The 26,103-nt window shown below is 69.1% G+C and carries 22 protein-coding genes; 15 read left to right on the top strand and 7 right to left on the bottom strand.

Features of this window, described 5'->3' with window-relative positions; genetic code table 11:
* Nucleotide 1: 1 nt before the first annotated feature.
* From secA to mtrA, 6 genes are all read right to left on the bottom strand, one after another.
* On the bottom strand, nt 2-2,614 hold the full coding sequence (gene secA / locus HNR11_RS07875) for a preprotein translocase subunit SecA (RefSeq protein ID WP_083504777.1): 2,613 nt from the start codon (nt 2,612-2,614) through the stop codon (nt 2-4).
* Between the two features lie 207 nt (nt 2,615-2,821).
* Nucleotides 2,822-3,511 (bottom strand): ribosome hibernation-promoting factor, HPF/YfiA family, encoded by a 690-nt coding sequence (gene hpf / locus HNR11_RS07870; RefSeq protein ID WP_179441841.1) that lies wholly within the window; start codon nt 3,509-3,511, stop codon nt 2,822-2,824.
* A 127-nt stretch (nt 3,512-3,638) separates the two neighbouring features.
* Nucleotides 3,639-4,709 carry a ComF family protein gene (locus HNR11_RS07865; protein ID WP_179441840.1) on the bottom strand — a complete coding sequence of 357 codons (1,071 nt, stop codon included), beginning with the start codon at nt 4,707-4,709 and terminating at the stop codon, nt 3,639-3,641.
* A gap of 262 nt (nt 4,710-4,971) precedes the next feature.
* Complete coding sequence (locus tag HNR11_RS07860; protein ID WP_179441839.1) at nt 4,972-6,702, bottom strand: LpqB family beta-propeller domain-containing protein; 1,731 nt, start codon at nt 6,700-6,702, stop codon at nt 4,972-4,974.
* Nucleotides 6,699-8,462, bottom strand: a complete 1,764-nt coding sequence (gene mtrB / locus HNR11_RS07855) for an MtrAB system histidine kinase MtrB (protein ID WP_343050619.1) — start codon at nt 8,460-8,462, stop codon at nt 6,699-6,701. The genes HNR11_RS07860 and mtrB overlap by 4 nt, the downstream gene beginning before the upstream one ends.
* Before the next feature lie 77 nt (nt 8,463-8,539).
* Nucleotides 8,540-9,229: an MtrAB system response regulator MtrA gene (mtrA, locus tag HNR11_RS07850; RefSeq protein WP_058888845.1), complete on the bottom strand. Its 690-nt coding sequence runs from the start codon at nt 9,227-9,229 to the stop codon at nt 8,540-8,542.
* Nucleotides 9,230-9,377: 148 nt separating this feature from the next.
* On the opposite strand from mtrA, the gene HNR11_RS07845 reads away from it, so the two are divergent.
* The 9 genes from HNR11_RS07845 to HNR11_RS07805 all read left to right on the top strand — a co-directional run bounded on the left by HNR11_RS07845 (nt 9,378) and on the right by HNR11_RS07805 (nt 18,280).
* On the top strand, nt 9,378-10,571 hold the full coding sequence (locus HNR11_RS07845; protein ID WP_179441838.1) for a DUF7847 domain-containing protein: 1,194 nt from the start codon (nt 9,378-9,380) through the stop codon (nt 10,569-10,571).
* Nucleotides 10,552-11,220, top strand: a complete 669-nt coding sequence (locus tag HNR11_RS07840) for a DUF4129 domain-containing protein (protein ID WP_179441837.1) — start codon at nt 10,552-10,554, stop codon at nt 11,218-11,220. Before HNR11_RS07845 ends, HNR11_RS07840 begins: the two co-directional genes overlap by 20 nt.
* Nucleotides 11,217-12,515 carry a DUF4350 domain-containing protein gene (locus HNR11_RS07835; protein ID WP_179441836.1) on the top strand — a complete coding sequence of 433 codons (1,299 nt, stop codon included), beginning with the start codon at nt 11,217-11,219 and terminating at the stop codon, nt 12,513-12,515. Before HNR11_RS07840 ends, HNR11_RS07835 begins: the two co-directional genes overlap by 4 nt.
* On the top strand, nt 12,508-13,548 hold the full coding sequence (locus HNR11_RS07830; RefSeq protein WP_179441835.1) for an AAA family ATPase: 1,041 nt from the start codon (nt 12,508-12,510) through the stop codon (nt 13,546-13,548). Before HNR11_RS07835 ends, HNR11_RS07830 begins: the two co-directional genes overlap by 8 nt.
* A 63-nt stretch (nt 13,549-13,611) precedes the next feature.
* Nucleotides 13,612-14,952, top strand: coding sequence for a DUF58 domain-containing protein (locus HNR11_RS07825; RefSeq protein WP_179441834.1), 1,341 nt, complete (start codon nt 13,612-13,614; stop codon nt 14,950-14,952).
* A 96-nt stretch (nt 14,953-15,048) separates the two neighbouring features.
* Complete coding sequence (mnmA, locus tag HNR11_RS07820) at nt 15,049-16,203, top strand: tRNA 2-thiouridine(34) synthase MnmA (RefSeq protein WP_179441833.1); 1,155 nt, start codon at nt 15,049-15,051, stop codon at nt 16,201-16,203.
* Nucleotides 16,204-16,212: 9 nt separating this feature from the next.
* Nucleotides 16,213-16,659: a chorismate mutase gene (locus HNR11_RS07815; protein WP_179441832.1), complete on the top strand. Its 447-nt coding sequence runs from the start codon at nt 16,213-16,215 to the stop codon at nt 16,657-16,659.
* The gene (locus tag HNR11_RS07810) at nt 16,656-17,795 is read left to right on the top strand and encodes a uroporphyrinogen decarboxylase/cobalamine-independent methonine synthase family protein (protein ID WP_179441831.1); all 1,140 of its coding nucleotides are present in this window, start codon (nt 16,656-16,658) and stop codon (nt 17,793-17,795) included. Before HNR11_RS07815 ends, HNR11_RS07810 begins: the two co-directional genes overlap by 4 nt.
* 71 nt (nt 17,796-17,866) lie before the next feature.
* Nucleotides 17,867-18,280, top strand: coding sequence for a VOC family protein (locus tag HNR11_RS07805; RefSeq protein ID WP_179441830.1), 414 nt, complete (start codon nt 17,867-17,869; stop codon nt 18,278-18,280).
* Nucleotides 18,281-18,335: 55 nt separating this feature from the next.
* Here HNR11_RS07805 and HNR11_RS07800 read toward each other — a convergent pair whose 3' ends face one another.
* Entirely contained in the window at nt 18,336-19,565 is a 1,230-nt protein-coding gene (locus HNR11_RS07800; protein ID WP_179441829.1) for a cysteine desulfurase family protein, read from the bottom strand.
* 43 nt (nt 19,566-19,608) lie between these two features.
* Here HNR11_RS07800 and HNR11_RS07795 point away from each other — a divergent pair, with 43 nt between their 5' ends.
* The 6 genes from HNR11_RS07795 (at nt 19,609) to HNR11_RS07770 (ending at nt 26,089) form a co-directional block, all read left to right on the top strand.
* Nucleotides 19,609-20,667 carry a DnaJ domain-containing protein gene (locus tag HNR11_RS07795; RefSeq protein WP_179441828.1) on the top strand — a complete coding sequence of 353 codons (1,059 nt, stop codon included), beginning with the start codon at nt 19,609-19,611 and terminating at the stop codon, nt 20,665-20,667.
* Between the two features lie 148 nt (nt 20,668-20,815).
* A complete protein-coding gene (locus HNR11_RS07790; RefSeq protein ID WP_179441827.1) occupies nt 20,816-21,448 on the top strand; it encodes an AmiS/UreI family transporter in 633 nt (210 codons plus the stop codon).
* Nucleotides 21,449-21,457: 9 nt separating this feature from the next.
* Nucleotides 21,458-21,748 carry an FmdB family zinc ribbon protein gene (locus HNR11_RS07785; RefSeq protein WP_179441826.1) on the top strand — a complete coding sequence of 97 codons (291 nt, stop codon included), beginning with the start codon at nt 21,458-21,460 and terminating at the stop codon, nt 21,746-21,748.
* A gap of 36 nt (nt 21,749-21,784) precedes the next feature.
* On the top strand, nt 21,785-23,041 hold the full coding sequence (gene fmdA / locus HNR11_RS07780; protein WP_179441825.1) for a formamidase: 1,257 nt from the start codon (nt 21,785-21,787) through the stop codon (nt 23,039-23,041).
* Nucleotides 23,042-23,164: 123 nt separating this feature from the next.
* Complete coding sequence (locus tag HNR11_RS07775) at nt 23,165-25,510, top strand: FdhF/YdeP family oxidoreductase (protein ID WP_179441824.1); 2,346 nt, start codon at nt 23,165-23,167, stop codon at nt 25,508-25,510.
* 105 nt (nt 25,511-25,615) lie between these two features.
* Nucleotides 25,616-26,089, top strand: coding sequence for a tRNA (cytidine(34)-2'-O)-methyltransferase (locus HNR11_RS07770; protein ID WP_232301744.1), 474 nt, complete (start codon nt 25,616-25,618; stop codon nt 26,087-26,089).
* Nucleotides 26,090-26,103 lie beyond the last annotated feature (14 nt).

Raw genomic sequence — 26,103 nt, 5'->3', positions numbered from 1 at the left:
CTCAGCCCTGGGTGGCGGTGGTGTCCTGGAGTCCGGGAACGCGAAGCCGCTGGCCGGCGGCGAACATCCGACCGTCCTTGACTCCGGGCAGGTTCGGAGTGGCCGTCTCGGGAGCCTTCGCGGTGACCTCGGCGCTAAAGAGCAGCCGCACCGAGTCCTCACGGACACTGTCGGCCATGGTCTGGAAGAGCAGGAACCCTTCACGCTGGTACTCCACCAGCGGGTCGCGCTGAGCCATGGAGCGCAGCCCGATCCCGGATTTCAGGTAGTCCATCTCGTAGAGATGCTCCTGCCATTTCTCATCGATCACGCTGAGCAGGACCCGGCGCTCGAGCTGACGGATCGCGGTCTCGCCGATCTCGGCAGCCTTGGCCTCGTAGGCGACCTTGGCGTCGGAGATCAGCTCCCGCTTGAGCATCTTGGTGTTGAGCTGATCGATGCCGCCTGCTTCTTCGACCAGATCCTCGATGCTCAGCGACACCGGGTAGAGCGACTTCAGCTCCTCCCAGAGCGCCTCCAGATCCCAGTCCTCCGAGGAGGAGGCGGTGGTCTTCTCCTCGATCATCAGGCTCACCGCATCCTCGATGAAGTGCTGCACCTTCTCGTGGACGTCGTCGCCCTCCAGGATCCGCCGCCGGTCGGAGTAGATGGCCTGGCGCTGGCGGTTCATCACGTCGTCGTACTTGAGCACGTTCTTGCGGGTCTCGGTGTTCTGACCCTCACGCTGCTGCTGGGCGTTGGCGATCGCGGAAGACACGAACTTGTGCTCCACCGGGATCTCGTCGTCCATGGCCTTGGAGTTCATGATGCGGGCCGCAGCGGCCTGGTTGAAGAGGCGCATCAGGTCATCGGTCAAAGAGATGTAGAACCGGGACTCCCCCGGGTCACCCTGGCGCCCGGAACGTCCGCGCAGCTGGTTGTCGATGCGACGGGACTGGTGCCGCTCGGTGCCCAGCACATAGAGCCCACCCAGCTCGCGGACCTCATCACCCTCGGACTTGGTCTCGGCCTTGGCCTTGTCGAAGACCTCGTCCCACCGCGCCTCGTAGGCCTCTGCGTCCTCCACCGGGTCCAGTCCCAGCTTCTCCATCTCGCGGACCGCGTTGAACTCGGCGTTGCCGCCGAGCATGATGTCGGTGCCTCGGCCTGCCATGTTCGTGGCCACGGTGACCGCACCCTTGCGGCCGGCCTGGGCGACGATCGCGGCTTCATGCTCGTGGTTCTTCGCGTTGAGCACCTCGTGGCGGATGCCGGCCTGGGCGAGCTTCTTGGAGAGGTACTCCGACTTCTCCACTGACTCGCTGCCCACCAGAATGGGCTGGCCCTTCTCGTGGCGCTCCACGATGTCCTTGATCACCGCATCGAACTTCACAACCTCGTTCTTATAGACCAGGTCGTTGTGGTCCACGCGCTGCCGAGTACGATTCGACGGGATCGGGACCACGCCGAGCTTATAGGTGGACATGAACTCGCCGGCCTCGGTCTCGGCCGTGCCGGTCATCCCGGAGATCTTCTCGTAGCTGCGGAAGTAGTTCTGCAGCGTCACCGTGGCTCGGGTCTGGTTCTCCGGCTTGACCCGGACCTGTTCCTTGGCCTCGATGGCCTGGTGCAGCCCCTCGTTGTAGCGGCGGCCCTTGAGGATGCGTCCGGTGTGCTCATCGACGATGTGCACCTCGCCCTGGGAGACCACGTAGTCGGTGTCTCGACGGTAGAGCTCCTTGGCGCGGATCGCGTTGTTGAGGTACTGGATCAGGGTGGTGTTCTGAGTCTCGTAGAGGTTCTCGATGCCGAGATAGTCCTCGACCTTGTCGATCCCGGATTCCAGGACGCCGACCGTGCGCTTCTTCTCGTCGACCTCATAGTCCTCGTCGATGTGCAGCTTCTTCACCAAGGTCGCGAAGTCGGTGTACCAGCGCGAGATGTCTCCGGAGGCCGCGCCCGAGATGATCAGCGGGGTGCGGGCCTCGTCGATGAGGATCGAGTCGATCTCATCGATGATCGCGTAGTGGTGCTCACGCTGGACCAGATCGTCCAGGGACTGCGCCATGTTGTCGCGCAGGAAGTCGAAGCCGAATTCGTTGTTGGTGCCGTAGGTGATGTCCGCGGCGTAGGCCTCGCGGCGCGCGGCGGGCTTCAGATCGTTGGTGATGGTCCCGACGGTGAGTCCCAGGAAGCGGTAGACGCGTCCCATCAGATCCGCCTGATACTTCGCGAGGTAGTCATTGACGGTGACCACGTGGACGCCCTTGCCGGTGAGCGCGTTCAGATACGCTGGCGCCGTGGCCACCAGGGTCTTGCCCTCACCGGTGCCCATCTCCGCGATGTCCCCCAGGTGCAGGGCCGCGCCGCCCATCAGCTGCACGTCGTAGTGCCGCTGACCCAGCGTGCGGTCTGCCGCCTCACGCACCGTGGCGAAGGCCTCGGGCAGCAGGGAGTTCAGCGACTCGCCGTCGCGCAGCCGCTCACGGAATCGCTCGGTCTCGGCGCGAAGCTCGGCGTCGCTGAGCTCCTTGAACTCGTCCTCCAGGAGGTTCACGGCATCCGCATAGGAGCTCAGTGTCCTGAGGACCTTCTTCTCCCCGGTCTTGAGGATTCGTTCAAGCAGAGTGGGCACAGCCAGTTCTCCATCAGTGTCTACTGGTTCGGCGGAGACCCACGATAGGCATGGATCCCCATCTGTCATTCTACGCGCTCCGCTCAGCGGACCCGGAACTGGAAGACAGCTCACAGCGTCGAGGGGCGGATTCTCCGAGCATCTTCACCGATACAGCGATGAAGCACCCGGAGAAACCGCCCCTCAACGGAAGCGTCGCCGAGAAGCTCAGGAGGCCTGGTAGGCCAGCTCCTCGATCACAGGCTCGTGCTGGTCACTGCTGTTCTGATCCAGCGAGATCACTCCGTAGGTCCAGCCGCGGCGGCGGTAGACCGCTGAGGGCTGACCCGTGGCGGCGTCCACGAAGAGGTAGAAGTCGTGGCCGACGAGTTCCATCGCGTCCACGGCTGCGTCGACGCTGAGCGGCTTGGCCGGGAAGACCTTGCGCCGGATCTTGATGCTTGATTCCGCCGCATCCTCGGTGGGCGGCACATCATCGGCTGCCTCCGCGTCGAGGACCTGCTCATAGAGCGGGCGGTCCGTGGCGGCCGGCGGGACGCTGGCCATGGCGGCGGCCACGTCGGCGGCCCCGTTGTGGGAGGCGTGGGCGCGGGACTTCTTCTTGTCCAGGGTGCGCCGGAGACGCTCGGTGAGCTTGTTCAGGGCAATCTCAAAGGCGGCGAACTTGTCACCGGCCTGCGCCTCGGAACGAATGACCTTGCCCCGGCCGATGACTGTCAGCTCCACGGTCATGCTGGTGTCGGCTCGGCGGTGGGAGTTCTCGCTGGAGACCTTGATCTCCAGGCGATGCCCCTTATCGGTGAGCTGCTCGATCTTCTCGAGCTTGCCCTCGACGTGCTCCTTGAAGCTGGCGGGGATCGCGATATTTCGGCCAGTGAAGTTGACCTGCAGAGTCATTCTGTCCTCCTCGTATCCGATATCAGACACAGCGGGGACGGGAACACTCTTCCCCTCGCCGCTGCGATGGGACTCTAAGAAGTACCCATACCTCAGACTAGTTCCCCGGGGCGATCCACGTCACCATTTACGCCTCGGGCGAAGCTCTCACCAGCGAAGATTCCATCGCAGCCCCAGGTCCAGGGGCCGCGGCGAAGACCGCTGCACCGTGGACCCGCGCCCCGGCGCAGGAGAGCACCCGGTGCAGCTCAGCCAGCGTGGATCCGCTGGTGAGCACATCGTCGACCAGCAGCACCTGAGCACCGGGCAGCAGCGCCCGGCCGCGCCGGGTGAGGGCGATGCTGCCCACCGAGCGGCGACGCCTGGCCTGCGCGCCTCGGGTCTTCTGCCGGGCGTTCCGCGGGTTCAGCGTGCCCAGCGTGGCGGTGCGGGAGGGTCGCACCAGCCCCGGCCCGGGCCGCAGCCTCTGGCCCCGGTGGTCCAGTTCGCCGCCGGTGGCGCCGAGGGCGTGCCGGAGCAGGACCTGGACCGGATCGAATCCTCGACTCAGCCGGGAACGCAACGACGGCGGCGGGCTCACCAGCCACCAGACCCGTGACAGCGCCGCACCGGGCTCCGCCCCCGGTGCCGCCTCGGGTTCGGGCGTGGGTTCTGGTCCGGTTGCTGGCCCAGCTGCTGGCCGGGGCTCCGCCAGGTATTCGGCCCCGGCTGCTCGCCCGAGTGCCGGCCCGGGCGCTGGCTCGGGCGTCGGCTCGGGCGTCGGCTCGGGCGTTGGCGCCCCCGGCTCGGCGGCGCGCTCCAGGGCCAGGCGCAGCGCCCGGGCGAACCCGGGCCCCAGCGCAGCGCCCAGACCGATGGCCCCGTGATCCTTGAAGGCCAGCACGGACCGGGCGACCAGCGCCTCATAGCGGGCGGCCGCGCTGACCGGCAGCACGGTCATCTCCTGCTCCTCGAGCAGCAGCGGCAGGGCCAGCGCCTGCTCTTCAGCCGCAAAGGGCGCACGGGTGAGCAGGTGCAGATCTTCGGCACACGGCGGGCAGAGCACCACATCCTGCTCCGCGCACCCGATGCACCACACCGGAGACAGCATCCCAGCCGCCGAGGAGACAGCTGCCCGGAGTCCGGCTCCCAGCGGAGCGAACCAGAGCCGGTCCAGGGCCCGGACGATTTCGGCGGAGACTGGGGAGCTTCGAGTCATCCTGTGAGCATGCCGGAGCGAGCATCCGGTCGGATCGCCTCGAGCCGCGCTGGGGAGATCGGGCACTGCGAGGCTGCCTCGATCCGGGCTGGGGAGAAGCAGCGCCGTTGCAGGTCGGCACCGGGTCGATCAGCGCCGGGTCGACCAGCGCCGGGTCGACCAGCACCGGGTCGACCAGCGCCGGGTTGAGCAGCGCCGTCTCAGATCAGCACCCCGTCAGGCCGGCGCCGTCTCAGAACGGCGGCGCGCCTCCGGGAGCAGCTCAGCCCCGGAAGGCCAGATCGCGCACCTCGACGTCCTCGAGGACCACCCAGGTCTCCCCATTGCTGGAGAGGTTGTAGAACGGAACGTCCACGGTCTCGGCGAAGAGATTGCTCTGGCCTTCACCGGCGGAGATGTTCAACAGGCCCAGCAGCGGGCTGTCCACCCGGTTGGAACCGGTCAGGGTGACCCGTTCCGGGGTCATCGGCTCTTCTTCGGAGTTCGCCCACACGTAGAGCGCATCGGGGCCCTGCCAGCGCACCTCTTCGAGCTGCACAGAGGTCGCAAGCCGCATCGGCTGTCCGAGTCCGCGCGGGATCCCGGAGGAGTCACGGATGACACCGGCGACGTAGAGGTCACGCTCGCCGTCGTCGTCGAGGATCATCGCCGCGCGGGCGCCGTCCTGGGCGATGCGCAGCGAGGTGATCGTGCGGTCCTCCAGCCAGTCGGCGCTGACCTCTGTCGAGTTCGGCTCCAGAGTTTCGTCATAGGCGACCGCGTGGACGGTGGCGTCCTCCCCCTCGGCTGAGGCAGTCCAGGTCCAGCCGTAGTTGTCCATCGAGGGCCGGGTGAGGTTCTCGGCCTCGAGCACTGGGTCCTCGGCCCGCTCCGGGCGCAGGTGATAGAGCCGGTCACCAGCACCGTTGAGGAAGGCGAAGACGTCCTCCGAGGAGGTCCCGGGGAACGCCGGAGCCTGCGGGTCGAGATCTGAGATGTCGGGGAGGCTCCCGATCGAGAGGGTCACCTGATCGTTCTGCCGGACCAGGGTGTCGTCCTGGATGCCCACCTGGGTGGAGTCCACCTCGGGGGCCACCTGGATGTCCAGTCGGTCCTCCTCCGGGAGGTCCTCACGCGCCGGGATGTCGAGCTCGCTCTGCGCCACGGTGATCTCGACCTCGTTGATCCGGGTCAGCGAGGTCAGCGCCAGCTCCAGCTGCTCCTGCATCAGGGCACGCTCAGCCGGCCCGGCGTCGGCCACACCCTCCGGTGCGAGATCCACGGCGGCGATGCTGTCCTCCACCGGGACCGAGGCGCGCTCGAGCTGGGCCGAATCGGAGAAGGCCGAGACCACGGCGGGTTCCAGGTAGGGCGCCGGCCCAGCGAGCAGCGCGCTGACGATCTCCGAGGAGATCCCTGGACGGTTGAGGAACCAGCGCTGGTCCGGCACCGCGTAGCGCAGCTCCGGGTCGAAGTAGTAGAGGGTGTGCGCCTGGAAGGCCTGCTGGAAGCTGCCCTCGTTGAGCATGGTGCCGTCCGGGGCCTCGGTGATCCGCCACTCCCCCTCGATCTCCTCCAGCGTGAAGTCCATGACCTCGGTGGAGTCCTCGGGCAGGCGGGTCAGGATGCCGGCCTCGTCCACCACCGAATCGACCTGGAAGGGCGCGCTCCAGGTGTTGTCTCCGGAGGCAAGCACCGGAGGCTCGGAGGAGTAGACCACGGTGCGGGCGTCTGGACGCCATTCCCGGGCCGCCTCCGGAGACATGAACTCCCGGGCGATGGCGTAGTCGTCCTGGGCGCCGGCCCCGGCGCGGATGAATCCGGAGACGATCTGTTCTGCGCTGGCTCCGGTCTGCGGCGGCTGCGCCTCCAGGGCGTAGGCGAGGTCCCGGCTCGATTCCGGCGCCGAGGTGCCCACCGGCCCATCGGTGGGCAGCATCGGAGAGCAGGCGCTGAGTGTGAGCATCACGGCGAGCAGCGCGGTGATCAGGGCGAAGAACCGACGGCGGATCATGCCTCACCCCGCTTCGGCTGGTAGAGCGCCTGTTCGTTGACCCGGTCGTGCTCGGGCTCCTCGACGCCGAGGTCCTGGATGTTCTCGATGCGATACCGATCGGTGGCCCGGTAGACCGGGGGCAGCGCCATGGGCGAGGCGCGGTAGGGCACCGACTGGCGGCGCGGGAGCACCAGCCGGAAGCAGGAACCCTGGCCCTTCTGCCCCCAGGCGTCCAGCGCTCCCTGATGCAGCCGGGTGTCCTCCGTGGCGATGGACAGACCCAGCCCGGAACCTCCGGTGGTCCGGGCCCGTGCCGGGTCGGCGCGCCAGAAGCGGTCGAAGACGTGGGCGACCTCCGAGGGGCTCATGCCGATCCCATGATCTCGCACGGCGATGCCCACCGCAGTCGGGCTCGAGGAGACGATCACATCCACCGGGCGGGCCTCGGCGTGTTCGATCGCGTTGTTGATCAGATTGCGCAGGATCCGGCTGATCCGACGGGCGTCGACCTCGGCGATGAAGTTCTCCCCCTGGACCACCAGGCCCAGCGGGGTGTTCGAGCTCTCGGCCAGCGGCTTCGAGCTGATCAGCACCTCCCGGGTGAGGGCGAGCAGATCCACCTCGGCGGTGGCCAGCTCGGCGGCGCCGGCGTCGAACCGGGACATCTCCAGCAGGTCCGAGAGCAGCGCCTGGAACCGTTCCACCTGATGGTGCAGCAGCTCGGTGGAGCGCCGATTGATCGGATCGAAGTCGTCGCGAGATTCATGCAGCACCTCCGCGGCCATGCGCACCGTGGTCAGCGGGGTGCGCAGCTCGTGGGAGACGTCAGAGACGAAGCGCTGCTGCATCTTGGAGAGGTTCGCCAGTCGGGTGATCTGCTCCTGCAGGTTCGAGGCCATCCGGTTGAAGGAGAGGCCCAGGCGGGCGATCTCGTCCTCCCCGCGCACCGCCAGGCGCTGATCCAGCTGCCCGTCGGCGATCCGCTCCGAGACCTCGGCGGCCTGCGAGACCGGGCGCACCACCGACCGGGCGACCCAGCCGGCGATGGCCATGTTGATCAGCAGGATCGCGATCCCGGCGACCAGCATGGTCCGGAACACGAACGCCACGTTCTCCTGGACCGGGGAGAAGTCGTAGACGAAGTAGAGCGCGTAGGGGTTGCCCTGGATGTCGACCTGGGTGCCGAAGGCCACCCCGGGGACCTCGGAGGCACCATTGCGTTCAAGCGAGACGGCCTGCCAGTACTGCCCGGTGCCACCGGCCACGGCCTCATCGAGCTCCTCGGAGATGTCCTGCGCGCTGAGCCCGGGGGACGTGATGCCGTCCACGTAGAGGTTCTCTCCTACCTCCAGAGGCTGCAGCGAGAATTCGCGCTGGATCTGCGCCGTGGAATTGTCTACCTCATTCAGGATCGACAACACGTCCTGCTGCGCCTCCGACCGGCTCGTGGTGCTCAGCGCCGCGAAGCTGCTCCGGATGCTGTCCAGGCCGACGGCGGCCTCCTGCTCGGCCTGGTCGAAGCGCTCCTGGAAGAGCCCCGAGGTGACCTGCTGCACCAGGAAGGCCGCCACCGCCATGGTGCTGAGCATGGTGAGCAGCCCAGTGAAGAAGACCGCGCGGATCAGCAGCGAGCGCGCCCAGAGCCGGGGCAGCCCGCTGATCCTGCGCGCGGTGCCGGCCAGGCTGCGCTTGGCGCCGGGCCGCTCCCCTGAGCTTGCCGGGGTCTCTGCCGAGGCAGAACTGTCCGCCTGGGGATCCAGGGCGCGGTCCCTGATCACCGGGATGCTGCCGGTGGAGGTGGCCGAAGACCGCGAGGCAGCCCGGTCCGCGGAGTTCTCAGCCTGGCCAGGAATGACTACCCCTGCCCCCCGGCCTTATAGCCGACGCCGCGCACGGTCTGCACGATCTCGGGGTTCTCCGGGTCCTTCTCGATCTTTGACCGCAGCCGCTGCACGTGCACGTTGACCAGGCGGGTGTCGGCCTGGTGCCGGTAGCCCCAGACTTCTTCGAGCAGCATCTCGCGGTTCCAGACCTGCCAGGGCTTCTTCGCCAGCGCCGTGAGCAGATCGAACTCCAACGGGGTCAGCGAGATCCGATGCTCCCCGCGCCGGACCTCGTGGCCGGCCACGTCGATGCTCAGGTCACCGATCTTCAGGCTCTCCCCGTCGGGGCGGGCGTTATGGTCCGCCGGCCGCAGCCGAGCGCGCACCCGAGCGACCAGCTCCGCGGGCTTGAACGGCTTGGGCACATAATCATCGGCGCCGGCCTCCAGGCCGCGCACCACATCCGCGGTGTCTGACTTGGCGGTGAGCATGATCACCGGGGTGTCGGCCTCATCGCGGATCTCGCGGCAGACCTCGATGCCGTCCTTGCCCGGCAGCATCAGGTCGAGCAGGACCACATCGGGCTTGGAGCTGTGGAAGGTCTCCAGGGCGTCCTCACCGTTGAAGCAGAATGTGGGCTCGAATCCTTCATTGCGCAGCACAATGCCGATCATCTCTGCGAGCGCTTCGTCGTCGTCGACGACCAGGATTCTGGCTTTCATCTGCTCTCCATCCATAGGGGTCCTGCCGCGCAGAGCGTCACGCGCACGCAGGTTCGGGCCCAGTTCCATGCGGCACCGCACCCAGGATATATGAGAGCGGTAGGCTGGGCGCAGAGGGCACTCGCGCAGACGCGCTTGAGGAGGGACGATGATCCGCACAGCGGAGACACACCGGGATGCTCGGCGCTCGCCGGGCCATGCTCCGGCGCCTTCGAGCGCCTCCGGGGAACAGCCGCTGCAGCCCGGGGCGATCTTCCCGCTGCGCCGGATGGTCGCCGATGAACTCTTCAGCGCCGCCGTCGCGGTGATCCGTCGCTCGCCCAAGGCTGTGCTGGGGGTCCCGTTCCTCGCCGGGCTGGTGAACTTCGGACTCACCCTGATCATGATGCTGGTGCTGCCCTCCTCCTCCTATATGCGCATGCTCACGGACCCCGGCGCGTTCGAGGACCCTGATCTGGCGCTGGGGGTGGCCACGGACGCGGCGTTCCTCTGGGTGAGCTTCGCCGGCGCCGCGGTGACCTCCCTGGTGATCGCGGTGGCCACCGCTTATATGGTGCTGCCCACGCTGCGCGCCGCCTATGGGCTGCACACCGGGATGGGCCAGACCGTGCGGCTGCGCTGGGGCCGGCTGGGCCCATGCGTGGTCAACCTGCTGGTGCTGGGACTGCTGCTCAGCGTGGTGGCGCTGCCGGTGTTCGTCTTGGCGGTCCTGCTGCTGGTGATCACGCTGTTCCTCGGCGCCGTGGTGGTGCTTCCGGGACTTTTCCTGCTCATGTGCTGGGTCACCGCGGCGGTGATGTATGCCCCCCTGACGGTGGTGGTGGAACGGCTGGGACCCTTCGCCGCCATCGCCCGGTCCTGGCGGCTGAACCGGGGACGCTGGTGGCGCAACATCGGGCTGGTGGCGCTGCTCTACGTGATCCTGGGGCTGGTGTTCACAGTCGCCTCGATGCCGCTGATGCTCACCGTGGCCCTCTCCGAGCTGCTCGCCGGTTCGACCTCCCCCGGAGGCGAGTGGGCCGGTTTCGCGGTGTTCGCGCTGACCGAGCTCTACGGCACGGTGCTCTCCACGCTGTTCATCGGGGTGGTCGGCACGGTGATCTCCCTGATGTACCTCAATGCCCGGATCCGCCAGGAGGCACTGGACGTGACGCTGCTCGCCGCCGCGGACCGGGCCGCACGGCGACCCGGCGCCCCCCGCCTAGATGCACCTGAACCGAACACCCCGTGGGGCACCCAGCCGCCCATGTGGACCCCCACCGACCGCCTCGTCCCAGGATCCACCGAGCACCTCCACGAGCACTTCGCGGAGGTGAGCCGCGATGCAGCCCGAACCCGATGAGGCACGTCGACTCTTGGAGCGCGAGCTCAGCGACCCGCGCTATCAGCGGGACGCGACCGGGCCGCTGCGCGAGGCCGCAGACCGGTTCTTCGGCTGGCTGGACCAGCTGAGCCTGAACCTGGGACCGGTGAACCTCCCGCTGGGTCCGGTGCTGCTGCTGGTGCTGCTGCTGGCCGCGGTGGTGCTGTGCATCGTGCTGGTCCGGCCCCGGCTGCAGCGCGGTGCCGACTCCGAGGAGCTGCTTGCCAGCCCCGCCGGGGTCACCGCGGATGAGCTGCGCCGACGCGCCGAGTCCCACGCCCAGGCCGGCCGTTTCGACGAGGCCTGCAGAGAGTTGTTCCGGTCCGTGATCCGCGCCGCCGAAGAGCGTCAGGAGCTCGCCGAGCAGGCCGGGCGCACCGCGACCGAGGCGGGCGCCTCGCTGGCCCGGGCGCACCCGACCCAGGCGCGGGAAGCCATGCGCGCCGCAGAGCTGTTCAACTACTCCCGCTACGGCGGCCGGTCGCTGCAACGCTCGGACTATGACGCGCTGCTGGACCTTCAGCAGCGGCTGCCCGCCTCCCAGAGCGCGGGCTCACCCGCCGAGGCGGCCGCCCCCAGCGCACCCGAGGCCTGGACCGCCCCGGAGCGTCCGGGGGTGCCCCGATGACGACGACGGCGACGCTCGGCTCCGCGCTGCGCAGCGGCTACCAGCGCTGGCAGTTCTGGCTGTTGCTGCTGGTCCTGGGCCTGCTCTCCGTGGCCCTGGTCCAGTCGCTCAGCGACGAGGACATGGACCGGTTCGGCCTGGAGAACACCTCCCTGGACGGGTATGCGGCGCTGGCCGAGGTCCTCGACGACCAGCAGGTGCAGATCCACCCGGCGCCCTCCGCAGAGATCACCCGCGAGCTGCTCGGCGAGCACCCGGACGCTCCTCTGGTGGTGCTCTCCACCGGCGAGGTCCCCGACGAGGCCTTCCTGGAGCGGCTGCGCGACGGCAGGGATCGAGAAGTGGCGCTGCTCAGCGAAGGACCTGAGCTGCTCAGCTCGCTCTACCCGGAGGGCCCCGTGAGCTACGCCGGGGCTCATCCCGGTGGCGGCTCCGGCTCCGCGCTTCAGGCCGGCACGCAGTGTGGCGTGGACGCCGCGGTCAACGCCTCCACGGTGCAGGCCCCCGGCGCACTGTTCACCGGCGCCGGGACCGGCTGCTTCCCCGTCTCCTCCGGGGATGCCGCCGATGCCGGGGAGGCCGCGGAGGACTCCGCGGCGGCCGGTGATCCGCAGATGCTGGTCGAGACCGACGCCGGGATCCTCTTCGGCGCCCCGGCGGCCTTCACCAACCAGAACATCACCGACGCCGGGCACGCGGCGCTCGCGCTGTGGCTGCTCGGTGCCGAGGATGACCTCATCTGGTACACCCCGATGGGCCTGGACACGCTGGAGGATCAGCAGTGGGCCTCCCCGATGGACTTCTTCCCCGGCTGGGTCCTCCCGCTGACCTGGTGGCTGCTGCTGTGCGTACTGGTGATGATGCTCGTGCTCGGGCGACGCCCCGGCCCGGTGATCGGCGAGCCGCTGCCGGTGCAGGTCCCTGCGGCCGAGACCGCCGAGGGTCGCGGCCGGATGTATCAGAGCGCCAACGCGGTCACCGCCTCGGCCCAGACCCTGCGCAGCGCGCACCTGATCCGGCTCGCCCGGCTGCTGCGCCTGGGAACCGCCCCGCATCAGGCGAGCATCATCAGCGCCGCCGCCAGTGCGGTCCACCGAGACCCGGCCCAGCTGGGCGGACTGATCAACACAGAACCTCGCAGCAACGCCGACCTCGTCGCCTACGCCCAGGCCCTGGCGCAGCTGGAGGATGAGGTCCGCAGCGCCGCGTTGAAGCATCATCCCGGCGGCCGCAGCGCCGCACCCGAGCCCACACACCTGACCCACCAGCAAGGGAAGAACACCAGCGATGACTGAACCGCACCCGGCCGCCACACAGAACCATCAGGCCGCCTACGATCCTGCACCTGAGACCGCCCACCCGCGCTCCGATCAGGGAGCGCACCAGCTGCGGGAGAAGTTCCACCAGGTCCGCGTGGAGGTGGCCAAGGCGGTGGTCGGTCAGGACGCCGCCGTGACCAGCGTGCTGATCGGGCTGCTGGTGCGCGGGCATGTGCTCCTCGAGGGTGTGCCCGGGGTGGCCAAGACGCTGCTGGTCCGCGCGATCTCGGCCTCGCTGAGCCTGGACACCTCCCGGGTCCAGTTCACCCCGGACCTGATGCCCGGTGACGTCACCGGTTCCCTGGTCTATGACTCCAAGACCGGGGACTTCAGCTTCCGCGAAGGACCGGTGTTCACCAACCTGCTGCTCGCCGACGAGATCAACCGCACCCCGCCGAAGACCCAGGCCTCGCTGCTGGAGGCCATGGAGGAGCGGCAGGTCTCGGTGGACGGGATCAGCCGCCCGCTGCCTGACCCGTTCCTGGTCGCCGCCACCCAGAACCCGGTGGAGTACGAGGGCACCTACCCGCTGCCCGAGGCCCAGCTGGACCGGTTCCTGCTCAAGGTGCACCTGGATCTCCCGCAGCGCGGCGAGGAGATCGAGGTCATCCGCCGCCATGCCGCCGGGTTCAACCCCTCCGACCTCGCCGACGCCGGTGTCCGCGCCGTGGCCGGGGCCCAGGACGTGCTGGCCGCTCGCGCCCAGGTCCGGCAGGTCGCCATCGCCGGCGAGGTGCTCGCCTATATCGTCGACCTGGCCCGGGCCACCCGGGAGACCCCGAGCTTCCAGCTCGGCGTCTCCCCTCGAGGGGCCACCGCCCTGATGAATGCCTCACGCGCCTGGGCGTGGCTCTCCGGCCGGGACTTCATCACCCCGGACGACGTCAAGGCGCTCGGCCCGGCCTGCCTGCGGCACCGGGTCTCGCTGCGCCCGGAGGCGGCCATGGACGGGGTCAGCATCGATGACGTGCTGCAGTCCATCCTGGCCACCGTCCCGGTCCCGCGCTGACCGGCCTGAGATGATCATCGCCGTCACGGACACCCGGCTGCACCGGGCCCCGGGGAGCCCGCCATGGTGCTGACCCGACGCTTCCTGTACCTGGCGCTGGGGCTGAGCGCCGTCGTCGTCGTCTTCCCCGACCCGGCCACGCTGCTCGGCTGCGCGCTGATCCTGGCCCTGCTGGCGGCCGTGGACATGGTGCTCGCGGGATCCCCGCGCAGCGTGCGGGTGGAGCGGGTGCCCACCACCGCGGTCCGGCTGGGGCAGCCGACGACGGCGAGCACCGTGCTGCACCACCGCGGCGCACGTGCGCTGCGCGGCCAGGTCAAGGACGGCTGGCAGCCCTCCGCCGGGGCACGCTCGCCGATCAGCCCGATCCAGCTCGCGGCGGGACGCTCCGCCGACCCGGAGACGGCGCCGCCCGGCGCGAGCCGCCGGATCGACACGGCGCTGCGGCCCACCCGGCGCGGGGACCTGCACAGCGAGCATCTGAGCCTGCGCTCGATCGGTCCGCTGGGCCTGGCCGGACGCCAGGTGGTGCACCGGGTGCGGCACACCCAGCGGGTGCTGCCGCCGTTCCATTCCCGACGCCACCTGCCCTCGAAGCTGCAGCGGCTGCGCGAGCTCGACGGGGCCACCGCGGTGCAGATCCGTGGGGCCGGCCATGAGTTCGACTCGCTGCGCGACTACGTCCGCGGCGACGATGTCCGCTCCATCGACTGGCGCGCCACGGCCCGGAGGCAGTCCTCGCAGGGGCAGCACCTGGTGGTGCGCACCTGGCGCCCGGAACGCGACCGGCGCGTGATCCTCGCCCTGGACTCCTCCCGCACCTCCGCGGTGCGGATCGAGGACGAGCCGCGGCTGGACTCCGGGATCGAGGCGGCGCTGCTGCTCGGCGCGCTCGCCGCCGGGGCCGGGGACCGCGTGGACTGCTTCTCCTTCGACCGCGGGATCAGCTCCCAGGCACGCTCCGGGATGCGCGGGGACCTGCTGCATCAGATGGCCGAGGCGATGTCCGTGGTGCAGCCGCGCCTGGTCGAAGCCGACTTCTCCCAGCTGCCGGGGCAGATCCGCTCGATCAGTTCACAGCGCAGCCTGCTGGTGGTGCTGACCTCGCTGGACTCAGGCTCTCTGGAGGAAGGGCTGCTGCCGGTGCTCCCGGCGCTGACCCAACGGCACCTGGTGGTGCTCGCCGCGGTCCGGGATCCTGAGCTGGATCGGCGAGCGCAGGCCCGGGAGACCGCCGGGGAGGTCTACCGGGCGGCCGCCGCGGAGCGGGCGCTGATCGAGAAGGAGGCGCTGCGCCGGCAGCTGACCTCCCTCGGAGTCGAGGTCGTCGAGGCCACCCCGCACCAGCTGCCTCCGCAGCTCGCGGACACCTATATCCGGCTCAAGGCCTCCGGTCGGCTCTGACCGGCGGGAATGCACCGACCCCCTGGGTTGCTGAATACTGGGGTCCATCAGCGCCGCATCGGCGGCGCGCCTGATCGTCAATCGGAAAGTCATCTCATGAAGGTATTGGCAGCCATGTCCGGCGGAGTCGACTCCGCCGTGGCCGCAGCCCGCGCCGTCGAGGCCGGACACGAGGTCGTCGGGGTCCACCTCGCGCTGAGTCGGATGCCCGGCACGCTGCGCACCGGGTCCCGGGGCTGCTGCACCATCGAGGACTCCTCCGATGCGTGGCGGGCGTGTGAGAAGCTCGGCATCCCGTTCTACGTCTGGGACTTCTCCGATCGATTCAAGGCCGATGTGGTGGATGACTTCATCAGCGAATACGCCGCCGGGCGCACCCCCAACCCGTGTATGCGCTGCAACGAGAAGATCAAGTTCGAGGCGCTGCTGGACAAGGCGATCGCCCTGGGCTTCGACGCCGTGGCCACCGGGCACTACGCCAAGGTCTTCCGCGACGCCGAGGGCACCCCGGAGCTGCACCGCGCGGCCACCTGGACCAAGGACCAGTCCTATGTGCTCGGGGTGCTCACCACCGAACAGCTCGAGCACTGCATGTTTCCCCTCGGGGAGACCCCGTCGAAGGATCTGGTCCGCGCCGAGGCCGCCGAACGCGGGCTCTCCGTGGCCAAGAAGCCGGACTCCCATGACATCTGCTTCATCCCGGACGGTGACACTCGGGGCTGGCTGGCCGAGCAGATCGAGCTGCGCAACGGCCCGATCCTCGACGCCGAGGGTGAGCAGATCGGTGAGCATGAGGGCTCCGAGGCCTACACCGTGGGCCAGCGCCGCGGACTCAAGCTGGGCCGCCCCGCCCCGGACGGCAAGCCGCGGTTCGTGCTGGAGATCCGGCCCAAGGAGAACACCGTGGTGGCCGGTCCGCGTGAGCTGCTCGAGATCGACCGGCTCACAGGGATCCGGCTCTCCTGGGCGGGCCGCCCGGTGCCGGAGGCTCACACCGGTGACTGGTTCTCGCTTGATCTGCAGATCCGCGCGCACGCCGATCCCGTGCCGGCCCGGGCCCGGGTCGAGGCCGAGGACCCGCAGACCGAGGACGGCGCCCCGCGGCTGATGGTGGAGCTTCAGGAACCTCTGCAGGGCGTGGCTCCGGGGCAGACGGCCGTGATGTACCAGGGCACCCGGGTGCTGGGGCAGGCCACGATCGACACCGCGCGTTCGAAGAACTACCAGCCGGTGGGCGCCACCGGCCAGTAGGCTGGGTCCATGAGCACTGATCCCCGCGCCGGTGAGGCCGCCGCCCAGGTAGAGCCCGAGATCCTCGACGAGCTGCTGTCCATGCGGGCCAGCATCGACAACATCGACGCGACCCTGGTCTACCTGCTGGCCGAGCGATTCAAAGCCACCCAGCGCGTCGGCGTGCTCAAGGCCAAGCACCGGCTTCCCGCAGCAGACCCGGCCCGTGAGAAGAACCAGATCTCCCGGCTCAAACGACTCGCCGACGAGGCGCAGCTGGACCCTGAGTTCGCGGAGAAGTTCTTGAACTTCATCATCGAAGAGGTCATCCGGCACCACGAGGCGATCTCCGGCGCCACCGCCGCAGCGCCTGGGACGTCAGCGCCTGAGACTTCAGCGCCTGAGACCTCGGCGGCGCCGTCTTCCCGGCCCGGTGCCGGCGCGCAGGCCTCCGAGGCCCCGGTCGAACGCGGATGAGCCTGCGCAGCGCCGCCGTCGGCGTGATGCCTGGGACGAACCTGCTGCGCAGCGCCGAGCTCCATGCCGCCGAGCTGCCGGCACCGCATCTTCCCGGGCTGCCCGAACTGCCCGGGCGGGGCCTGCACTCTCAGCTGATGGGACGCAGCCTCGCCCAGCTCTCCGAGCTCGCCACCGAGCTGACCTCCTACGGCTGGCGGCTGACTCAGCGCCCCGGCGCCGATGATCAACGTGCCCGCGGCTGGTTGCGCTCCGATGTGGACACCCTGGCCGATCTCCGCGGTCAGCGCCGCGAGTCCGGCCTGGACCCGGTCGCCGAGGACGGGCGCGGCGCTCCCCTGGCGCTCGAGCTGCTGGGACCGATCAGCCTGATGGCCGGACTGGCGCTGCCCTCCGGGGAGAAGGTGCTCACCGATCACGGCGCGCGCCGGGACCTGGCCGCCTCGCTGGCGACCGGGGCCGCGGAGCACCTGAGCCACGTGCGCAGAGCCTGCGCGCCGTCGTCGTTGACCGTGGTCCTCACCGAGCCCGACTACACCCGCGTCCGCAGCGGGCTGATCCCCACGGTCAGCGGGTACCGCACCATCCGGGCGCTGGAGCGGGAGGAGGCCCGTGGGTATCTGGGCGCCATGATCGAGACCCTGCAGCACGCCGGCGCGGATGAGGTCCTGCTAGACCTGGGCGGCCGCGTGGAGGCCGAGCACATCCAGGACTTCCGCGCGGAACGGGGCCCGCGGGCAGACGGTTTCGGGGTGGATCTCACCACGATGCAGGCCCCCGGCTGGGAGCGCACCGCCGAGCTGGTGGAATCCGGAGCCAGCATGCTCGCCTCCATGCTGACCTCCGCGGAGACCGCCGCCGCGGCTCGTCTCGGCTCGCCCGAGGCGGCCCGTCGCGGGGAGACCCAGCTGCCGCAGGTCAGTGAGTTGGCGCGGCGGCTGCGCGGTCCCTGGGAACGACTCGGGATGCCGCTGGGTGCCCTGGAGAGCTTCCTTCTGGTAGGTTCCGCGGACCGGCACGGCACGGAACCAGCCCGGTCGCAGTCCGCCGCGCTGACCGAGCCCGCCGCCATGCGGGTGATCACCCGTGTGCGCGACGCCGCCGAGGCGCTGCGTGAGCAGATGCAGCAGGACTGAGCGGCCGCGCCGCCGGGCGCACCCGACGCAGACCCGGCCCGAATCAGCACTCCCGTAGAAGTGGGGCCCCGATGGACCAGCGACTCTCCCTGATCACCCTGGCCGTGGCGGATCTGCCCGCCACCCGACGCTTCTACCTCGAAGGGCTCGGCTGGGCGCCCAGCGTGGAGGCCCCCGGGGTGCTGATGCTGCGTGCCGGTGAGCACCTGCTGCTCTCGCTGTGGGATCGCGAGGAGTTCGAGGCCGAGGTGGGTCCGATCATGACCGGCACCGGCGTCGCCCCGCTGACTCTGGCGCACAACGTGGCCAGCAACGACCAGGTCGATGAGGTCCTGCGCCTGGCCCAAGCGGCCGGTGCCAGCGCCGTCTCCCCGGCACAGCACCGCGAGTGGGGCGGCTACAGCGGCTACTTCGCGGATCCCGACGGGTTCCGCTGGGAGATCGCCTGCGCACCGAGTGAGGTCAACGACATCGTGCTGCCCTGAGACGAGGTCCCTCCCTCCTCTCCCGCTGCGTCCCCTCCCCCGGGTGCTTTCCCGCTCAGCGCCGGGCCGCGGCCATGCCCGCGCTGCGCGCCTGGGCGATCACCGCAGGCAGCGCGGCGATCAGCGCGTCGACGTCGCGCTGGGTGGTCGTCCATCCCAGTGTGAAGCGCTGGGCCCCGCGGGCCTGCTCCTCTCCCAGGCCCATCGCCAGCAGCACGTGCGAGGGGCGCGGCACCCCGGCGGTGCAGGCGGAGCCGGTGGCGGTGTCGAACCCTGCCATGTCCAGCATGAACAGCAGCGAATCGCCCTCGGCGTCCTCCACGGTGATGTGCAGATTGTTCGGCAGTCGCAGCTCCGGGTGGGTGCGCGGATCCGGTCCGCGCAGCGTCACACCCTCGAGTCCGACGACGGCGTCCAACAGCTGATCACGCAGCCCCGCCAGCCGCTGGGCCTCCTGCTGCGCAGACGCCACCAGCTCCTCGGCCACTGCGGCGAAGGCGCAGATCCCGGCGACATCGAGGGTCCCCGAACGGATGTCGCGCTCCTGGCCGCCACCGTGGAGCACCGGGGTCAGCACCACGTCCCTGCGGACCAGCAGCGCGCCCACACCGACCGGGGCGCCGATCTTGTGCCCGCTGATCGCCAGCGTCGCCGCCCCGGAGTCCCGGAAGCTCATCGGAGCCGCCCCGGCCGGCAGTGAGCCGAAGACCTGGACCGCATCGGTGTGCAGCGGGACCCCGAACCGTGTGCAGAGCTCGCCGATCTGCGCCACCGGCTGGATCGCGCCGGTCTCATTATTGGCCCACATCACGGTGACCAGCGCCACGGACTCCGCCGACTGGGACAGGGTGGCCTCCAGCGCCGGAAGATCCACGATGCCCTCGGAATCCACGGCGAGGATCTCCAGCTCGGCGTCCTCGTGCTCCTGAAGCCATTCGGCGGTCTCGAGCACCGCGTGGTGCTCGATCCCGGGGAGCAGGATCCGGCGCCGTCCCGGGTCCTGGGTGCGGCGCTGCCAGTAGACTCCCTTGACCGCCAGGTTGTCCGCCTCGGTGCCCCCGGAGGTGAAGATCACCTCTGAGGCGTGGGCGCCCGCCGCGCGGGCCAGCTGCTCCCGGGCGGAGTCCACGGCCAGCCGCGCCCGGCGGCCGGAGCCGTGCAGCGAGGAGGGGTTCGACAGCGCGGGCAGCATCTCGGTGAGCACGCGCATCGCGGTGGGCTTGATCGGGGTGGTGGCCGCGTGGTCGAAGTAGGATCCGCCGGGGGCGTCGGGTACAGATGACATCGTGTCCACGATTCTACGCTTTTGGGGCTATCGTGAATCCTCGATGAGCAGTGATTCCGGAGATCTCTACAGCGTGCTGGGCATCGGCTCCGATGCCGACGCCCAGTCCGTCCGCGCGGCCTACCGCCGGCGCGTGCGGCAGGCGCACCCGGATGCCGGAGGCACGGCCGAGGAGTTCCATCAGGTGCAGTCGGCCTGGGAGATCCTCGGCGACGAATCTGCCCGCGCCGCCTACGACCGCAGGCTCCGCCAGCCACAGACCAGCGGCGAGAGCCCCGCAGACGAGGCCGCCGGCAGCGGCCCGATCTACGGCCGGGGTTCCGGCTTCGGCGGCTCAGGATCCGGGTTTCGGACCACCGCCTCGGGCAGCACCTCGGCGGGCTCCTCCAGCGCAGACTCCGCCCGGACGCCGTCGGGGGCCGCCCATCTGGCTCCGGTCTACATCCCTGACCTCTCGCAGCCCGAGCCGCTGTCGCTGCCGCTGACCAGCCAGCGCAGCCACGGCCGTTTCGCCTCCCGAGGACTCTTCGGCGGCGGGCGGGTGCGTCGCGCGGAGCGCATGGCCGATCTGCTGGAGAAGCATGTGCTCGCCGAGCTGCCCACGGCGCGGCTGTTCAACGCCGTGGCTCTGGAGCCGGCCGAGAAGGACCGGCGCGGACGCAGCCGGCCCCCGCGCGGCCCCGCGGTGGATCATGTCCTGGTCTGCGGGGACACCTTGGTCGTGGTCACCTCCCTTGAGGTGCCCGCCGCCGCAGCCTCTTGGGACGGACGCCGCCTCCACGCAGCGGGCCGCTCGCTGACCCTGCCCGATCTCACCGGGGATTCCCGGCTGCTGCGGGCCACCCTCGAGGCGGCCATGCGGGAGACCGGACGGGAGACCGCCCTCAACCTGGGCCAGCAGATCGTGCTGCACTCCCCCGACGGCAGCATGCAGAGCCCGGTGATCGAGACCCGCGGCACCGGCTCCGGGCGCGCCCCGCTGGCCCCGGCGCGCGCCTTCCGCAGCATCCGAGAGCAGCTGGCCGCCTCCGACCAGGCCAACGTGATCGACCGGCACCTGCTCGCCGCGCTGCGCCGGCAGCTCCAGCACCCGCTGCAGTGACCTCCGGCTGACCTGGTCCGTAGGACCTAGGACCCTGGCCCACCTGACTGTTCCCGGCCCATGGTGAAGACACGCTCAAGGAATCACATCTCCGGGTAGCACCTCGCTGGCTCCGGACCCTCGACGCAGTCGTGGAGGCGGGTGAAGCATGAGCAACGTCGGACTCTTATACGTCGGGGCGGTCCTGTTCATCAACGGGCTGATGCTGATCGGGGTGATCCCCGGCAAGTCTGCTGCCATCCTCAACTTCTTCGTCGGCGGCATGCAGGTGGTCTTCCCGACCATCGTTCTCATCCAGGCCGAGAATGACCCGGGGATCATCCTGGGAGCCGCGGGCCTGTACCTCTTCGGGTTCACCTACCTCTACGTGGGCATCATTCAGGTGACCGGCGTCAGCGGAGAGGGCCTTGGCTGGTTCTCACTGTTCGTCTCGGCGTGCGCGGTGGTGATCGGGTTCATCCAACTGACACTGCAGGACCCGGTCTTCGCCGTCATCTGGTGGATCTGGGCGGTGCTGTGGTTCCTCTTCTTCCTGCTGCTGGGGCTGGGCATGGAATCTCTGGCGCATACCACCGGATGGTTCACGATACTGATCAGCCACCTCACCGGCACGATCCCGGCCTTCGTCCTGCTGCTGGGCCGATACGAGTCCAACGTGCCCCTCGCCCTGACCCTCGCCGCACTGGGAGCGCTCGCGCTCCTCATCGCCATCACGCTCGGACGCCGGAGAGCAGCCGCGACGGAACCCGAGGAATCCACCCCCGCACACCTCGTCACCTGAAAGAGGATCATGCCCACCTACGAGTTCCGATGCCCCGACTGCACCGACTTCGACCTGGTCTTCGCCATGCGCTCGGTGCCCGAGAACGCGACGTGCCCGACCTGTGGCGCGTCCGCCAGGCGCCGGGTCAGCGCGCCCCGACTCTCCCGGGCCGGTTCAGCGGCCTCCCGAGTCATCGACGCCGCCGAGCGCAGCGCTCATGAACCCGAGACCGTCAGTTCGCTGCCCGGGCGGGCGCGCTCCGCCCCAGCGCAGAGATACACCTCGAACCCGCTGCATCAGAAGCTTCCGCGACCATAACCCCACGGCCCGACCTGTCCACAGAAGGAGAACACCATGCCTGAACTGCTGTTTCCGCTAGATTCTTCCAAGAAGTTCGAGGACCAGGAGAAGCTGGGGCACAACCGCTGGCATCCAGAGATCCCTCCGGTCGCCACCGTGAAGCCCGGGGACTCCTTCCGGGTGGATTGCCGCGAGTGGTTCGACGGCGCCATCGTCAACGACGACTCCGCCGAGGACATCCTCAACGCCCCGCTGCTGACGGTGCACAAGCTCAGCGGTCCCTTCGCCGTTGAAGGCGCGAAGCCAGGTGACCTGTTGGTCGTGGACATCCTCGATGTGGGCCCCATCCCGATGGAGGACTCTGGACCCCTCGCCGGTCAGGGCTGGGGGTACACGGGCATCTTCTCGCGCAACAACGGCGGCGGCTTCCTCACCGAGCAGTTCCCGGATGCGTATAAGGCCATCTGGGACTTCAGCGGCCAGACGGCCACCTCGCGGCATATCCCAGGCGTGTCCTTCACCGGGCTCATCCACCCCGGACTGATGGGAACGGCCCCCTCGGCGGAGCTTCTGGCCGTGTGGAACAAGCGTGAAGGCGACCTGATCGCCACCGACCCGCACCGGGTGCCGCCGCTGGCGCTGCCTCCGGAGCCGAGAGAAGCCGTTCTGGGGTCTCTGCCCTCGGAGGAGTTCAGCCGAGTCGCCGCCGAAGCGGCCCGGACGGCGCCCCCGCGGGAGAACGGCGGCAACCAGGACATCAAGAACCTGTCCAAGGGCACCCGCATCTTCTACCCGGTCTTCGTGGACGGCGCGAACCTCTCACTGGGCGACCTGCACTTCTCCCAGGGCGACGGCGAGATCACCTTCTGCGGCGCCATCGAGATGGGCGGCTTCATCGACCTGCACGTGGACGTGATCAAGGGCGGCATGGAGACCTACGGGGTGAAGGAGAACGCGATCTTCATGCCGGGCAACGTCGATCCTCAGTTCAGCCAGTGGCTGGCCTTCTCCGGAACCTCCGTGACCTTGGACGGTGAGCAGCGTTACCTGGACTCGCACCTGTCCTACCAGCGCGCCTGCCTGCACGCGATCGACTACCTCACCAAGTTCGGATACTCCCCGGAGCAGGCGTATCTGCTGCTCGGGGCGGCACCGATCGAGGGCCGACTCTCCGGCGTGGTGGACATCCCGAACTCCTGTTCCACCGTCTATATCCCGACCTCGATCTTCGACTTCGATGTTCGACCCTCGGCTGCCGGACCGGTCCAGATCGACCCCGGCATCGGGGCACCGCGAGCCGCCAACCAGTGAGAACCCCACCGAGGTCCCGCCCCATCCGTGGGGCGGGACCTCGGGACATCCACCCGACTCGTGAGTCACGATGGCACCCAGAAGACTGCCGCACGCCCAGACCCCCGCCCGAAGGGATACGCGATGACTCGCCACGAGCCGCATGTGGAGGAAGCCGACGAGAACAACCTTGACGTCGGCAAGCCCAAGGACTGGGCCGCCGGCCTGCCGGGGGTGTACCACTCGATGCAGCCCGCGCTGAAACACATGGGCATCGAGCGCAGTGCTCGGACGCTGCTGGCGATGAACCAGAAACAGGGATTCGACTGCATGAGCTGCGCCTGGCCTGATCCCTCAGGTCACCGCAGCACCTTCGAGTACTGCGAGAACGGCGCGAAGGCCGTCACCTGGGAGGCCACACCCGTCACGGTCTCCTCAGAGTTCTGGGCCGAGCACCCCATCAGCGAGCTGCGCGGACGCTCCGAGTACTGGCTGGGGATGCAGGGCCGGCTCACAGAGCCCGTCTACAAGGCCGCCGGATCCCAGCACTATCGACCGGTGGACTGGGACACGGCCATCGAGATCGTCGCGGAGAAGCTCAAGAGCCTCGCCTCACCCGACGAGGCCGCGTTCTACACCAGCGGACGCGCCTCGAACGAGGCGGCGTTCCTCTACCAGCTCTTCGTCCGTGGCTACGGCACCAACAACCTGCCGGACTGTTCCAACATGTGCCACGAATCCTCCGGTGTGGCGATGGGTGAGACCCTCGGGGTCGGCAAGGCCACAGTCTCCTATGACGACTTCCTCACCACGGATCTGCTGATCGTGATGGGGCAGAATCCCGGGACCAACCATCCGCGGATGCTCACCGCCATGGAGCAGCAGAAGGAGAACGGGGGCCAGATCGTCGCGATCAATCCCCTGCCCGAGGCGGGACTGCGTCGGTTCAAGAATCCGCAGAAGCCCAGGGGCGTGGTGGGCCGCGGCACCGACCTGGCGGATCAGTTCCTGCAGATCCGCGCCGGCGGAGACATGGCGCTGCTCCAAGCCGTGTCCAAGCGGGTGCTCGACGCCGAGGACCGCAACCCCGGCGGCGTGCTCGACCACGAGTTCATCACCGAGCACTGCGACGGGCTTGCCGAGCTGCGCGAACACCTCTCCCACCTTGATGAGCCGAGCATCCGCGAGGCGACGGGTCTGAGATCGGAGGAGATCGACGAGCTCGCCGAGCGGTACATCACCGCTGACTCGGTCATCCTCTGCTGGGCGATGGGCGTCACCCAGCAGAGGAACGGGGTGGGCACCATCAAGGAGATCATCAACCTGCTCCTGCTGCGGGGAAACTTCGGCCGCCCCGGAGCCGGAGCGGCACCGATCCGCGGGCACTCCAACGTCCAAGGTGACCGCACCATGGGCATCTGGGAGCAGATGCCGGCGTCGTTCCTGGACACCCTCGGCGAAGAGTTCTCCTTCGACCCGCCCCGTGAACACGGTGTCGACTCCGTGGACGCCGTGCGGGGCATGCGCGACGGCGCCATCAGGTTCTTCCTCTCCCTGGGCGGGAACTTCGCGTCCGCGATGTCGGACACCGGGGCCACCGAGGCCGCGATGGAGCACCTCGAGATGAACGTGCAGATCTCCACCAAGCTCAACCGGTCCCACACCGTGGTGGGCCAGGAGGCGCTGATCCTGCCGACCCTGGGTCGCACCGAGATCGATGTCCAGGCATCGGGGCCTCAGTTCGTCTCCGTGGAGGACACCGTCAGCGCCGTCCATTCATCGCAGGGCAGGGTCGACCCGGTGGCGCCGAACCTGCTCTCTGAGATCGCCATCATCAGCCGCATAGCCCACGCGGTCCTGGGCCGCCGCATCGCTGCCGACTGGCAGGGATTCGAAGAAAACTACGACCTCATCCGCGATCACATCTCCCACGTGGTCCCGGGCTGCGGGGACTACAACCGGCGCATCCGCGAGAAGGACGGCTTCCTCCTGGCCAACGGGCCGCGCGACTCCCGCACCTTCAACACCGCCACCGGCAGGGCCAGGATGACCGTGAATCAGCTGGATCCGATGAACTGCCCGCCGGATCGTCTGATCCTGCAGACCATGCGCTCCCACGACCAGTTCAACACCACCATCTACGGCTACAACGACCGGTATCGCGGGATCAAGAAGGGCCGGCATGTGCTCTTCGTGAACCCCGAGGACCTCGCACGCCTGGGTTTCAGCGACGGGGACCTGGTGGACGTCCACGGGGAATCCGCAGACGGCAAGGACCGCGTGCTGCGCAGCTTCCGCGCCGTGTCCTACCCCTCGGCGCAGGGCTGCGCGGCGGTGTACTACCCGGAGGGCAACGTCCTGGTGCCCCTGGACGAGACCGTGCAGGGCAGCAACACCCCGATCTCCAAGGGCGTGATCATCCGGCTCGAGCACGCGGCGGCGGCCCCCGTCGGGGACAGCAGCCAGGAGAAGGCGCCCGCAGCACGGTGACCCTGGGCAGGCGCCCGCAGCACGGTGGCCCTGGGCAGGCGCCCGCCCCTCCCCCGCCGGCGAAGGAGACCTGACCGGTGAACGGTCGCCGGTAGGATGACCGGCGTGGAGACTGCGATACGCGTGCTGGTGGACCAGCCTGAGATTCCCGGCAACACCGGGAACCTGATCCGGCTCGCCGCCGTCACCGGCGTCGAGCTGCACCTGGCCGAGCCGCTGGGATTCGACTTCGCCGATGCGAAGCTGCGCCGGGCCGGACTGGACTACCACGACCTCGCCGTGCTCACGGTGCACCCGAGCCTGGAGGCCGCCTACGCGGCGCTCGCCCCTGAACGGATCTTCGCATTCACCGGTGAGGGCACCGTCGCCCACACCTCCATCAGCTACCGCGACGGCGATGTGCTGCTCTTCGGACGAGAATCCACCGGGCTGGATGAAGAGGTCAAGGCGGATCCGCGCATCACGCAACGGGTGCGCATTCCGATGCTCGCCTCCCGCCGGTCGCTGAACCTGGCGAACTCGGTCTCGATCGCGGTCTACGAGGCCTGGCGTCAGGACGGTTTCAGCGGCGCTGTCTGATTCGAAGGCGGGTG

The organism is Nesterenkonia sandarakina (genome assembly GCF_013410215.1).
Taxonomy (GTDB): domain Bacteria; phylum Actinomycetota; class Actinomycetes; order Actinomycetales; family Micrococcaceae; genus Nesterenkonia; species Nesterenkonia sandarakina.
This window is presented reverse-complemented; position numbering and strand designations above follow the sequence as displayed.

What these genes read in the sequence shown, in the direction of transcription:
- hpf (WP_179441841.1), bottom strand. Translation starts at nt 3,511, where the DNA reads ATGACTCTGCAGGTCAACTTCACTGGCCGAAATATCGCGATCCCCGCC.
- HNR11_RS07865 (WP_179441840.1), bottom strand. Translation starts at nt 4,709, where the DNA reads ATGACTCGAAGCTCCCCAGTCTCCGCCGAAATCGTCCGGGCCCTGGAC.
- HNR11_RS07860 (WP_179441839.1), bottom strand. Translation starts at nt 6,702, where the DNA reads ATGATCCGCCGTCGGTTCTTCGCCCTGATCACCGCGCTGCTCGCCGTG.
- mtrA (WP_058888845.1), bottom strand. Translation starts at nt 9,229, where the DNA reads ATGAAAGCCAGAATCCTGGTCGTCGACGACGACGAAGCGCTCGCAGAG.
- HNR11_RS07845 (WP_179441838.1), top strand. Translation starts at nt 9,378, where the DNA reads ATGATCCGCACAGCGGAGACACACCGGGATGCTCGGCGCTCGCCGGGC.
- HNR11_RS07840 (WP_179441837.1), top strand. Translation starts at nt 10,552, where the DNA reads ATGCAGCCCGAACCCGATGAGGCACGTCGACTCTTGGAGCGCGAGCTC.
- HNR11_RS07835 (WP_179441836.1), top strand. Translation starts at nt 11,217, where the DNA reads ATGACGACGACGGCGACGCTCGGCTCCGCGCTGCGCAGCGGCTACCAG.
- HNR11_RS07830 (WP_179441835.1), top strand. Translation starts at nt 12,508, where the DNA reads ATGACTGAACCGCACCCGGCCGCCACACAGAACCATCAGGCCGCCTAC.
- HNR11_RS07825 (WP_179441834.1), top strand. Translation starts at nt 13,612, where the DNA reads ATGGTGCTGACCCGACGCTTCCTGTACCTGGCGCTGGGGCTGAGCGCC.
- mnmA (WP_179441833.1), top strand. Translation starts at nt 15,049, where the DNA reads ATGAAGGTATTGGCAGCCATGTCCGGCGGAGTCGACTCCGCCGTGGCC.
- HNR11_RS07815 (WP_179441832.1), top strand. Translation starts at nt 16,213, where the DNA reads ATGAGCACTGATCCCCGCGCCGGTGAGGCCGCCGCCCAGGTAGAGCCC.
- HNR11_RS07810 (WP_179441831.1), top strand. Translation starts at nt 16,656, where the DNA reads ATGAGCCTGCGCAGCGCCGCCGTCGGCGTGATGCCTGGGACGAACCTG.
- HNR11_RS07805 (WP_179441830.1), top strand. Translation starts at nt 17,867, where the DNA reads ATGGACCAGCGACTCTCCCTGATCACCCTGGCCGTGGCGGATCTGCCC.
- HNR11_RS07800 (WP_179441829.1), bottom strand. Translation starts at nt 19,565, where the DNA reads ATGTCATCTGTACCCGACGCCCCCGGCGGATCCTACTTCGACCACGCG.
- HNR11_RS07795 (WP_179441828.1), top strand. Translation starts at nt 19,609, where the DNA reads ATGAGCAGTGATTCCGGAGATCTCTACAGCGTGCTGGGCATCGGCTCC.
- HNR11_RS07790 (WP_179441827.1), top strand. Translation starts at nt 20,816, where the DNA reads ATGAGCAACGTCGGACTCTTATACGTCGGGGCGGTCCTGTTCATCAAC.
- HNR11_RS07785 (WP_179441826.1), top strand. Translation starts at nt 21,458, where the DNA reads ATGCCCACCTACGAGTTCCGATGCCCCGACTGCACCGACTTCGACCTG.
- fmdA (WP_179441825.1), top strand. Translation starts at nt 21,785, where the DNA reads ATGCCTGAACTGCTGTTTCCGCTAGATTCTTCCAAGAAGTTCGAGGAC.
- HNR11_RS07775 (WP_179441824.1), top strand. Translation starts at nt 23,165, where the DNA reads ATGACTCGCCACGAGCCGCATGTGGAGGAAGCCGACGAGAACAACCTT.